This window comes from Clostridium tarantellae, from assembly GCF_009295725.1.
In the GTDB taxonomy this organism is placed as follows: Bacteria; Bacillota; Clostridia; order Clostridiales; family Clostridiaceae; genus Sarcina; species Sarcina tarantellae.
Map to the genome: position 1 here is coordinate 1 of NZ_WHJC01000085.1, position 12,387 is coordinate 12,387.

The window sequence follows — 12,387 nt, forward strand, 5'->3', positions numbered from 1 at the left end:
CCTTTATTGCATTGTCATAATTATCTATATAAAATCCACTAATTTTATTTACATAGTTTTTTATATTCTGTAAGTTCTTCTCTCTTTTTTCTTTATTTAAAAAATTAAAATCCACAATAGAATTTTTGCTAATATATTTTTCGTCTCCAAATATTAACCATTTGTTTTTTTCATAAAAATCTTTAGACACTATAAAAGTTAATTTATTTAAATCTCCATAATTCCTTCTTCCTAAAATATCATTTTCACCAATTATCCCCAATACGTTAATATCAATTGGCTTTTTTTTATCTTTCATTTTGTTCAACTCTGAAGTATTTAGATACATTTTCAATTTATTTCCATGCGAAATATCTTGAATTGATATTTTATTATTTTTACTTACTAAAACTACTCCATTATCTTCAAAATCTTCTAAAGTAATCTTTTTATCCGTGATACTTTTTATGTAAGGTAATATTTCCTTAATACTTTCATCATCATATATAAACATATTACTATTAGGCTGATGAGCATAAATTCCTTCTTTATTAAATGTTTCATTATTATTTTTCACGGTATCTTTAAATTCTTTTTCTGTAAAAAATGTATCTAAACTTATATCTACATATGAAGCAATATTTTTTACGCTATTTGTATTTTTCAAAAAATTAATAGCATCTTTAATTCTATAAAATTGTTTATCAATAGATTTTATAGCCGTACTATCAATTTCTTCATTTGTTATAGAATTTATTTCTATAGTAAAATCTTTAATCTTTCCTCTTTCTACTCCACTAACATTTTTAATCATACTTGTATAAAATGCTGTAAATACTACCAAAACTACTAATAAAGTGGAAAGCATTAATGTGATAAACATAAAACTTTTATTATTAGCTCTAATATTTTTATAGGCCAAAACCCCTTTATATCCAAACAATTTTTTTATTACTTTACTATTTCTCTTCTTTACTTTTTTAGGAATAACCATTGCTGTCTTACCAAGCTCTATTGGTGATATTTTTGCTACTTTTATTACTGGTATAATAGACGAAATTAAAATAACTATTCCTACTAGTATAAGTGCTGATATTAATACTCTCCAATAAATAGAGAACTGAACTCCATAAAAATTTATTTTCCCTAATTTATTTAAAACTATATTAATAGTAAAATAAGTTAAGCCATATCCTAATATTAAACCTGGAACTATAGATAAACTTGATAACACTAAAATTTCTTTTATTAATAAATATGTTATTTTTTCTGGTGTTGCTCCTAAACATCGTAATGTAGCAAAATATTTTATTCTTTCCTTCATGGAAACATTTATTGAACTTAAAGTTAAAATAATAGTTAAAATTAATATTCCTAAATTTACAAATAAAAAAAAGAGTTTTATTTCATTCATATTTTTTAGATTAAATATATCTTTAATCTCATAACATTCTATTAAATTTCTATTCAATTCAAATAAAGTTTTTTTATTATTTTCTGATTCATTACTATTAAATGATATTACTATATCTTTATCCATAGTTTCTATTTTCATATCATTTGCTATTTGTAAAATATTTTTTCTTATATTAGTTTCTCCTTTGATATTGATTAATGAAATTAAATTATTGTATGTCTTATTTTTTTCAAAATAAGTTATTCCTTTTAACTCATATGGATTAAACTCATAACTACTATAAAACCCAACTACTTTGTACTTTTTATCACCTACATCTATTGTATCGCCAATATTTTTATTTAGCTGAATTTTAGTAACAATATCTAAAGTTACTTCCCCTTTATTTTTAGGAAATCTACCTTCTTCTAACTTCATACTTTTATTAAATATATTATCTATACAATTCGTATCTAATGCATAAATTAATATATTCTTTGCTATATCATTTATATTAATTAATTCTGTACTTTCCAAAGCAACAAATCCATAATCTTTTATCTTTACATTATTTTCAATTTCTTTAATTTTATCTTTATTCATATTATAGATATAAGCTTCGTAATTCCCATTGTGAATTTTGGAATTCTCTATATTAACTTTATTTATAAATATTTGCAAATTTCCAACAGTAGTAAATAATACTATACCTAGCATTATTCCAAATATAGTATAAATACTTCTTTTTTTATTAACTCTTAGATGCTTATATATAAACTGGCTATAATTTTTCATTATTATAACACCTCATCATTAATTATCTCACCATCTTTAATAGTAATAACTCTATCCGCCATTTTTGCTATATTTTCATCATGAGTTATTAAAACTAAGGTCTGATTATATTTTCTAATAGAATATTTTAAAAGCTCTATTATATCCTTGGCTGTTTTAGAATCTAAATTTCCTGTAGGTTCATCTGCTAATATTATAGTTGGCTTATTAGCAAGTGCTCTTCCTATACACACTCTCTGTTGTTGACCACCTGAAAGTTCTGATGGAAGATAATCTTTTCTATTTTCTAATGCTAAAAATTTTAATATTTCTTCCTTATATTCTTTTTCCATATTACCATCATCTAAAAGTACAGGCATTTCTATATTTTCCTCCACAGTTAATACTGGCATAAGATTAAAAGATTGAAAAACAAATCCTATTTTTCTTAATCTTAATAAAGAAAGCTCTCTCTCAGATAAAGTTTCTACATTTTTACCATCAATAAAAACCTCTCCTGCTGTTGGTGTGTCTACTGTCCCCATCATATGTAAAAGAGTTGATTTTCCTGAACCTGAAGCTCCTACTATAACTACAAATTCACCTTTTTTTATAGTTAAATTAATATTTTTTAATGCTTCTGTTGAATTTTCTCCTATTCCAAAAATCTTATATAAATTATTAATTTTTATAATATTCATAAAAAATATCTCCTTCATTTTTGTTAAAATATATAAATAAAAATTAACCTATATTAATTATTAATAACCTTATATAGAATATTTACTATATTATACAAATATTTTGTTACAATTTCTTGTAAACTTTTTTTATATAAATAAAATCTATAATTAACTTTATATAGCAAAATGGCCTTCTCTTAACTTTAGTTAAAAGAAGGCTATTTTTAAAATTATTAAAGGGATTAAATCATTCTTTATAATCTATTTTTTTAAAGTTAATTTTTAATATCCTTTTTTGTAAATATAAAAAATGTGATTATTAACATAATTAATGATACTATCAAAAGTTGAATTCCTCCAAATGTTGGATTCATAATAATACCATTTTGCACCTTTAAAGTTTCTATGAATGATGGTGCTAAATTAAACATTGATTGATTTATATATGGTATTAAAGTATTTCCTATCCATGATATATTTACTATTGATAACATTATTATTGATGGCATTGCTCCTAAATATACTATTGTACTTATGGAAACAGCTAAAGCTGTATTTTTTATTAAAGTTGATATCATAAATGCCAAAGATATTATAAATACTAAACTTGTACTTGATATTAATATTTTAGGTAAAATATATTGAATGTATGATATATCTACTACTTTTGAAGCAACTGTTTGTACTACAGGTATTTGTAATGTATCAAATCCAAAAATAATACCACTTGTTATTATTAATACACTTATACTTACTATAAGCATTCCATATCCAATTATTAGTGTAGCCAATAATTTAGATAATAATATCTTCCATCTAGATACTGGTCTTATTAATAGTAATCTTATTGTACCTTTTGAAAACTCTGATGATACTATACCACCAGAAATAATAATTATTACTAAAACTATTAATATAATAAACACTTCATAGGTTCCATTTATTACACTTCTAGCATCTTTAATAAACTCTAATTGTGGTAAATTATTTTCTAAGCTATACCAATTTCTATTAATTTTTTCTTCCATTTCCTTTTGATTTTGTTTGAACATTTCTTGATACTTACTATAATTTATAGTACTTGAATCCATAGAAGCTTGCCTTTGATATTCTTTTTCTGTAAGCATATCCATATTTAATTCTTGATATAATTTTTCAATATCCATTAAAGTTTTATTCTTCCAATTATCTTTTTCAAAGTTAATTTTATTTTCATATCTATATTTGCTTATTTCTAATAATTTTTTAAATAATACTTTATCTTTTTTTCCTCTAATTAATTCATTTTTTAACTCTTCATTTTTACCATCTTTTTCTAAGCTTTTTTCTAATTCTTTTAAATTTTTATCTCTTTCTTCAATGATTTGTTCTTTAACTTTTATTTCTTTACTAAGATGCTTTAAATATTCATTATTAATAACAATATTTTTTATTTCTTCATTTTCTTTAGTAGTTTTCTCCAATTTCTTATTTAATTCCTCTTTAGATAGATTAAAATATTCTTCTATTTCTGTAGGATTAACATTATAAATATTAGTTAATAACAAATCTTTGTTTATTCCATTTAATATTTCTTTTATTGCAAATATATTCATGGAATTTTCACGATAATTTTCTAACTCCTTACTTTTCCAATCAATAGAATCAGCTTCATTTTCTACTATTAATTTGGAAACTTCTTCTTCTATTTTTGCTATTGCTAAATGTATTTTTCCTGCTTCTGTTTTATCCTTCTTTAATTCTTCAACATTAGCCTTAGCATTTTCTAATATAAATTTATTACTATTATCATATATATCATTAGTATCTATTAAGTTCATTCCTATTGGTATTAAAATTGCTAATATGAGCATTAATGATATTATTACTCTTACGCTTGTTTTTTTAAGTTGTTTTATAAGTTCATTATATGTTAAACTTACAATCTTTTTAATCATGCTGATCCCCCTATCTTATTTGATCTTTAGAGCCTTTAGTTATATCCATAAACTCTTCCTCAAGTGTTTTAGATATAATTGTTGTTCCAAATACATCTATGTCATTTTTAACTAATAATTTATTAATTTGAGCTAACATTTCTTTTGAGCATTCTAATTTAAGCCCATTTAAAGTATTTTCTATTATTAAATCTATATACTTTTCATTAATAAATTTTATAGCTTTTTCTTTATCAACTACATCTAAAACATAATTTTTTTTATCTTCTATATCACTATTTCTTATATCTTCAATAGTTTTTATTCCTATCATTTTTCCACTATCTATTATTCCAAATCTATCGCACATAAGCTCCATTTCACTTAAAAGATGACTAGATACTAATACTGAAAGCCCTTCTTTTTCTACCAATTCTCTAAGGGTTTGTCTAAGTTCTTTAATTCCCATTGGGTCTAACCCATTAGTGGGTTCATCTAGTATTAGAAGCTTAGGTTTATGTAATAGTGCTTGTGCTAATCCTAATCTTTGTCTCATACCTAAAGAATATTTACTAACTTTATCATTAATTCTATTTCCTAATTTAACCAAATTAACTACATCATTAATACGTTCTTTTGAAATATTTCCTTGCATTCTAGCATAAATTTTTAGATTATCTATTCCACTTAAATATCCATACATTTCAGGATTTTCAATTATTCCACCTACACCTTGCAATGCCTTTTCAAATTCTTTTTTTACGCTCTTTCCATCTATATATATTTCTCCTTTACTAATACTATAAAGCCCTGTAATCATCTTAATAGTTGTAGTTTTACCTGCTCCATTGGGTCCTAAAAACCCAAATATTTCTCCTTCATTAACTGTAAAACTTAAATCTTCTACCAAAGCTTTGTTTTCCATTATCTTACTAACGTTTTTTAACTCTAAAACAGACTTCATTATTTTCACCTCATTACTTTATTTTAAACTTTCATAAAAATTTCTCTATTTCTTTGATTTTAGTATAGATTTTCTACCTTACAATCTTGTTATTGTAATCTTACAATTTCATGACAAATTTCTTAATACACTCTTATTTTATTAATCAAATTTTTCAAAAATTTAATATAAAAAAAATAACAACTAAAAAAAGCTGTTATTTTATACTTAATTATTTTTAATTTTTAATATCTTTTCTTTGGAAGATTAAAAATGTTATTATGAGCATAATTATTGATACTATTACAAGTTGTATTGATCCTAAATTATTATTTAGTACAATTCCATTTTCTCTCTGTAACATTTCAATAAAACCATGCATTATATTAATCATTGATTGATTTATGTATGGTATTATGGTATTTACTATCCATTTTTCATTTGAAAACCCTAATATTAATGTTAATGGCATTGCTATTAAGTATAATATTGTACTTATTGAAACTGCTAAGGCTGTACTTTTTGCTAAAGTTGATATCATAAATACTACTGAAATTATAAATAACACACTTGCACTAGACATTAGTATTTCAGTTAAAATATATTGAACATAAGGTACTTCTACAATTTTTCCTCCAATAGTTTTAACTACAGCTGTTTGCAATGAATTTAATCCTAAAATAAATCCACTAGTTATCATAGAAATAATCACACTTACTATGATTGTTCCATATGCAATTATAAATAAAGATAATAATTTGGACAATAAAATCTTCCATCTAGCTACTGGTCTTATTATCAATAATCGTATAGTTCCTTTAGAAAATTCTGATGCTACAACTCCACCTCCAATTATTATTAATAATAATATTGTTAATATTACAAATATATTATATGTACTATTCACTAAAGTTCTTGCATCTGTAATAAATTCTAACTGTGGTATATTATTATTTAAACTATACCAATCTCTATCTATTTTTTCTTGTAAATCTATTTTATTTTTATTATAAATCTCTTTATATTCCTCATAATTCATTCTATCAGACTGTATTCCTGGTGCTCCACCTTTATTAAATTGCTCTTCACTAACAAAATGAATACCTAAATCCATTTCGCATTGTTCAATATCTTTAAGGGTCTTATTTTTCCAATTATTTTCTTTAAAATCTATTTTATTATTATATCTATATTTATATATACTTAATATTTTTTCCGTTGAAATAGAATTATTTTTCAAACTTTCTAAGTTTATCTTTAAACTTTCATCGTCAGCTTTTACCTTTAATTTTTCTTGTGTTCTTTCTATTTGTTCCTTTTGCAAAGCAAGTATATCTTCTTGATGTTTTATTAAATCAGATAAATATTTCATATAGTCATTATTTTTTACAATATTTTTTTTATCTTCATTAATTTTAACAAGTTCATTTAATTTTTTGTTTAATTCTTCTTTAGATAAAGTTATATATTCTTGAATTTCCTCAGAAGAAACTTCAAAAAATTTAGCATCAACTAAAGATTTTTTATTAACATTATTTAATATTTTATTTAAAATAGCTATCCTATAAGCATTTAGTTCATAGCCTTCTAATACGTCATTCCTCCAATCTTTATAGCCGATATTATTATCTTTCATAAATTGCCAATATTCTTTATCAATTAATGCAAATTCTAACTGTAATTTTTCAACATTAGTAGTTACGTTTTTGAATGAATCAATTTTAATTTCCGCATTTTTAATTCCTACTATATTTCTATCATTTATATCTTTATTATTAACACTAAGTTTTTGAGCTATTACAGGTAATAAAATTCCTAAAAATATTATAAAAGCTATTATTACAGTTATACTTATTTTTTTAAATTGTTTTAAAAGCTCATTATATGTTAAGCTTAAAATTCTACCAATCATTTCAACTCACCTCTTATCTTATTTGAGTTTTTGACCCCTTTGTTATCTCTAAAAATTCTTCTTCAAGAGTTTTTGATAAAATTGATATTTCAAATACATCTATATTGTTTTTTACTAATAAACTATTTATTTTAGAAATTATTTCTTTAGAACATTCTATTTTTATTCCTTCAAAACTATCTTTTATAATTATTTTTTCATAATTTTCTTTAACTAGCTGTATAGCTTTTTTCTTATTGCATACATCTAATAAATATTCTTTTTTCTCATCTGATTCATTTTTCTTTATATCTTTAATAGTTTTTATTCCTATTATTTTCCCACTATCTATTATTCCGAATCTATCACACATAAGTTCCATCTCACTTAAAAGATGACTAGATACTAATACTGACAGTTCTTCTTTTTCTGCTAATTCTCTAAGTGTTTGTCTAAGCTCTTTAATTCCCATAGGATCTAATCCATTAGTTGGTTCATCCAATATCAAAAGTTTTGGTTTATGAAGTAATGCTTGAGCTACGCCTAATCTTTGTCTCATACCTAATGAATATTTTTTAACCTTGTCATAGATTCTCTTTTCAAGTTTAACTAAGTTAACAATTTCATCAATACGCTGCTTTGATATATTTCCATGCATTCTAGCATAAATTTTTAAGTTATCCATTCCACTTAAATATCCATACATTTCTGGATTTTCAATAATTGCTCCTATACCTTGTAAAGCCTTTTCAAAATTCTTCTTTACATTGTTTCCATCTATATATATTTCACCTTTGCTAATACTATAAAGACCTGTAATCATCTTAATTGTTGTAGTCTTTCCTGCTCCATTAGGACCTAAAAAACCAAATATTTCTCCTTTATTAACTTGAAAAGTTAAATCTTCTACTAAAGTTTTATTTCCTATAATTTTAGAAACATTTTTCAACTCCAAAATAGATTTCATTATCTTTAACTCCTTTCTTACTATTACCATTTTAAATTTTCCCTAAAACAATAATAATATTTATACTTTATTTAAATATTATTGATAATAAAATTTATATTTTAAAATTCACTACTACTAAACAGAAATCATATTATGTAATTAATAGTATTTAACTAAATAATTAGTTTTAAATAAGGTGATTTTAAAATGGAATCTTTAGTAGAAAAAAATATAAAAGATATAATTTCTAAGTACAATAAATTTTTCTTGTCAAAAAAAAATGTATTTGCTATAGGATTAGGACAAAAATTTATTAAAAATATTAATACTCATGAATTATGTTTGAAAATTTTTGTAGAAAAAAAAGAACCTTCTAATGTTTTATTAGAAAAAGATTTAATACCTAAAAATTTTTTAGGTATTAAATTAGATGTTATGGAACTTGGTGAAATAAATTATTTTTTTAATTCATATGACAATGATACTGCCAATAATAACCTAGCTTTTTCTCCAGAATTTCTTTCTAGAATAAGACCCATACAAAGTGGTTGTAGCATATCTCAATATAAGAAAAAAACTTGGGGTACTTTAGGTGCTATAGTCTTTGGAAACAAATATAATACTCCGTATATATTAAGTAACTACCATGTAATGGGAGGTTCAGATAAACAAACTTCTGTAGCACCTATTCTTCAACCAGCAGCAGTTTTTGATGGAGTTAATAATTTTAATATAATTGCTACAGTAACTAGAAGTATTCCTTTAGAACCAATTTCATCAAATCTAGCTAACTTTGTAGATTGTGCTATAGCTAAAATTCTTCCATATGTTAAATATACAAAAAATATTTTTAATATAGGTGAAATTTTAGGTACTAGCATTCCAAAATTAAATAATAAAATTAAAAAAGTAGGTGCAAGAACAGGTTACACCGAAGGAAAAATTTTAGCTATTAATGTTATTTCTAATTCAACTATAAATGGTAATAAATATTATTATAAAGATCAAATTCTAGTTAGTAGAATGAGTGATTCTGGCGACTCTGGCAGTGTTTATGTAAATTCTTATAATAAAGCCATTGGATTAGGATTTGGTGGTGCAAAAAACGGTACTTTTTTAAATCCTATTGATTTAGTATTAAATGTTTTAAAAGTTCATTTTTAAAACATTCTTATTAATTATAAAAATAAAAAACTATTAAAATACATAATAATTTAATTGATGTATTTTAATAGTTTTTTTATACTATATTTATTTAATTTTAAAGAATATTAAATAAAATAATCCTAAAATAGCTAATACTATTAACCCAATAGCAATAATTTTTTCTATTTTTGTAAATTTTGGTTCACCTGGTTCTGTTTCTTTTCTCGCTTTCATAAATACAGGGATACCTAATGAATATATTATAGAAGCAATTAAGAAATAATTTAATCCTGCTGCATAAACTAACCAAAATCCATATATAGAACCTAATACTCCTGTAACTAAAGCATATTTTAAACTAGCAAATATATTGGTTGGATAGTTGTCATCTTTTACTGTTATTTTAAATAAATATAAAGTTGAAACTACATAACAAGGTAATATCATAACACTAGTAATACTTAACATTAAATTCCAAGCATTGCTAGAAAAATATACCAAAGCCATTATTATTTGCATAACAATTGTAGAAGCTAATAACGAGAAAGATACTGCTCCTTTGCTATTTTGTTTTGTAAATATTTTAGGAAATGTACCTGTTTTAGCAGCTGCAAAAGGAAGTTCTGATAACATAACAGTCCAAATTAACCATGAGCTTAATACTGCTATTATAACTCCTATATTCATCAACCAACCACCCCATGGTCCTACTATTTTCATAAGAATAGCAGCTGTTGATGGTGGTGCCATTTTTGAAATTTCTCCTTGTGTGAAAACTCCTAATGGAAGTAATGAAAGTGCTGTATATAATAAAAGACAAGTTAAAAATCCTAAAAATGTAGCTTTACTAACTGCATTTTGAGATTTAGCTTCACTTGAAACTACTACAGCTCCTTCTATACCGGTAAATACCCAAAGAGTCACTAGCATTGTGCTTTTAACTTGAGGTAATAACCCACCTAAATTTGTATCATGCATAGAAATAACATTCTTTAACCCCCAAAAATCTGTAGAGAAAATAGAAAATCTAAAAGAAAATATTACTATTACTAAAAATATAGCTAAAGGTAATAATTTACCTATAGTTCCTATAATGTTTAAAAATGCTACTTGTTTAACACCCGATAAAACTACAAAGTACATTATCCAAAGCACTATTGAAGAACATATTATTGAAAGTAAATTATTTCCCCCTTTAAAATGTGGTGGAAAAAAATAATTTAATGAATCCATTAATAATACTGCATATCCTATATTAGCAAAGCAATTTGATATCCAATATCCCCATGCCATTAAAAATCCTGTAAATCTTCCAAAACCTAATTCTCCATAGGTATATATACCAGTTGTAGCATCAGGTCTAGCAGCTGCAAGTATTCTAAAAGTGTTAGCAACAAACCACATACCTATACCAGTTATGATCCATGCAATTAATATGGCACCAGCTGATGCATCTTGAGCCATATTTTGAGGAAGATTATATACTCCCCCTCCCATCATAGCACTTACAACTACACCAGTAAGAGCAATTACTCCTAATTTTTTATTATCACTCGCCATAAATATCCCTCCTAATTTTTATTAATAAAATTATAGGGAATTACTTATTATATCCTGTTAAAGATTGAAATTTCATTTCTTCTAACCATTCAGAAAGTGAAATTCTATTTAAACTTGAAAATCCTTCACAAGGAACAGCATCTCTTGCTAATGTTATGTATGGACCACAAGTTAATGCATTTCCTATTTCACCTGGTTTCATTATTACATATGCAAAGCTAACATAAGTTCTTTCAAAAACAACATGTGAATCTCTACCACATTCAGTAACTGACCAAGCAACAGCTTTTCTATGATCTTCTAAAAATTTCTTTAAATCTTCTGGATTATCATTTTTTGTCCAAAGACCTGCATCTTCTATAAATAAATCCGCACAATGATCTCTGTCATTAGACAATGATAATGCAATGAAAGACCAAACACCATAAGCTTCTCCTTCTTTTAAATGTCTATTTTCTTTAGGTCTATAAGATGTTGTACTTTTATTTGCACATATTACATGAGCTCCTGGAGCAGTTGTAAAACGTCTATTTTTTTCAGTACCAAATAATTCAATTCCTGCTTCTAATAAAGGTTGTGCATCATACACTTTAAGTGGTGTCCCATCAAATTGTTTCATTTCAAAAAGTGGTTCTATTTCATTATTTGCAATAGAATCATGAGTTGCTAAATCATGTCCCCAAACTTGTCCTGCAACTCCACAGAAAGATGAAGCTGTAAGCATATTAATTTGTCCAACATATGCATCATTTATTTCTGCTCTATCATAAGAAACTATACCATCTAATAAAGTATCATCTGTTTTTTCTACAGTTCCAACTGAAACTTTAAGTACTGATACATAACCATTTCCATATGCTCCTGGCATTCCATAACCATCACAATAGCGATCATATGGACTAATAGCTGTTTTATCAATTTTTGGTGCTCTAACTTTTCTTAATTTATTAACACCAACAGCTACTGTTGTATTTCTCTTTTGCTCTAAATTTTTATTCATTTTTAATCCTCCTCTAAGTCCTTGTTAGTGTAAAGTTTCTACACTACTTTTCTTTTTAAAATCTTTATATATCAAGGTTTCGAAAGTTTTTTTGCATAAAAAAACAACGACCCCCTAATTTCATGTTAAAATTGAATCTCAAAACCACAA

Annotated in this window: 9 protein-coding genes; 1 reads left to right on the forward strand and 8 read right to left on the reverse strand. The window is 24.6% G+C overall.

The genetic code is table 11. From position 1 onward, the window contains the following. The 6 genes from GBZ86_RS07520 to GBZ86_RS07545 all read right to left on the reverse strand — a co-directional run. A partial coding sequence (locus tag GBZ86_RS07520; protein ID WP_152889279.1) for an ABC transporter permease occupies positions 1-2,170 on the reverse strand: 2,170 nt, incomplete at its 3' end. 2 nt (positions 2,171-2,172) lie between these two features. Then, positions 2,173-2,850 carry an ABC transporter ATP-binding protein gene (locus GBZ86_RS07525; RefSeq protein ID WP_152889280.1) on the reverse strand — a complete coding sequence of 226 codons (678 nt, stop codon included), beginning with the start codon at positions 2,848-2,850 and terminating at the stop codon, positions 2,173-2,175. Between the two features lie 257 nt (positions 2,851-3,107). After that, complete coding sequence (locus GBZ86_RS07530) at positions 3,108-4,769, reverse strand: ABC transporter permease subunit (protein ID WP_152889281.1); 1,662 nt, start codon at positions 4,767-4,769, stop codon at positions 3,108-3,110. A gap of 10 nt (positions 4,770-4,779) precedes the next feature. Beyond that, entirely contained in the window at positions 4,780-5,712 is a 933-nt protein-coding gene (locus GBZ86_RS07535; RefSeq protein WP_152889282.1) for an ABC transporter ATP-binding protein, read from the reverse strand. Positions 5,713-5,929: 217 nt separating this feature from the next. Beyond that, positions 5,930-7,603, reverse strand: coding sequence for an ABC transporter permease subunit (locus GBZ86_RS07540; protein ID WP_152889283.1), 1,674 nt, complete (start codon positions 7,601-7,603; stop codon positions 5,930-5,932). Positions 7,604-7,616: 13 nt separating this feature from the next. Continuing rightward, a complete protein-coding gene (locus tag GBZ86_RS07545; RefSeq protein WP_152889284.1) occupies positions 7,617-8,549 on the reverse strand; it encodes an ABC transporter ATP-binding protein in 933 nt (310 codons plus the stop codon). 189 nt (positions 8,550-8,738) lie between these two features. Between GBZ86_RS07545 and GBZ86_RS07550 the strand changes: the two genes are divergently transcribed. Then, positions 8,739-9,695 (forward strand): chymotrypsin family serine protease, encoded by a 957-nt coding sequence (locus GBZ86_RS07550; protein ID WP_152889286.1) that lies wholly within the window; start codon positions 8,739-8,741, stop codon positions 9,693-9,695. A gap of 87 nt (positions 9,696-9,782) precedes the next feature. Here the strand turns inward: GBZ86_RS07550 and GBZ86_RS07555 are convergent, their stop codons facing one another. Beyond that, complete coding sequence (locus GBZ86_RS07555; RefSeq protein ID WP_152889288.1) at positions 9,783-11,237, reverse strand: basic amino acid/polyamine antiporter; 1,455 nt, start codon at positions 11,235-11,237, stop codon at positions 9,783-9,785. 40 nt (positions 11,238-11,277) lie between these two features. Next, positions 11,278-12,237, reverse strand: coding sequence for a histidine decarboxylase, pyruvoyl type (gene hdcA / locus GBZ86_RS07560; protein ID WP_152889290.1), 960 nt, complete (start codon positions 12,235-12,237; stop codon positions 11,278-11,280). Positions 12,238-12,387 lie beyond the last annotated feature (150 nt).

Coding starts and splice junctions, on each gene's coding strand:
- GBZ86_RS07530 (WP_152889281.1), bottom strand. CDS start 4,769: ATGATTAAAAAGATTGTAAGTTTAACATATAATGAACTTATAAAACAA.
- hdcA (WP_152889290.1), bottom strand. CDS start 12,237: ATGAATAAAAATTTAGAGCAAAAGAGAAATACAACAGTAGCTGTTGGT.
- GBZ86_RS07535 (WP_152889282.1), bottom strand. CDS start 5,712: ATGAAGTCTGTTTTAGAGTTAAAAAACGTTAGTAAGATAATGGAAAAC.
- GBZ86_RS07525 (WP_152889280.1), bottom strand. CDS start 2,850: ATGAATATTATAAAAATTAATAATTTATATAAGATTTTTGGAATAGGA.
- GBZ86_RS07545 (WP_152889284.1), bottom strand. CDS start 8,549: ATGAAATCTATTTTGGAGTTGAAAAATGTTTCTAAAATTATAGGAAAT.
- GBZ86_RS07550 (WP_152889286.1), top strand. CDS start 8,739: ATGGAATCTTTAGTAGAAAAAAATATAAAAGATATAATTTCTAAGTAC.
- GBZ86_RS07540 (WP_152889283.1), bottom strand. CDS start 7,603: ATGATTGGTAGAATTTTAAGCTTAACATATAATGAGCTTTTAAAACAA.
- GBZ86_RS07555 (WP_152889288.1), bottom strand. CDS start 11,237: ATGGCGAGTGATAATAAAAAATTAGGAGTAATTGCTCTTACTGGTGTA.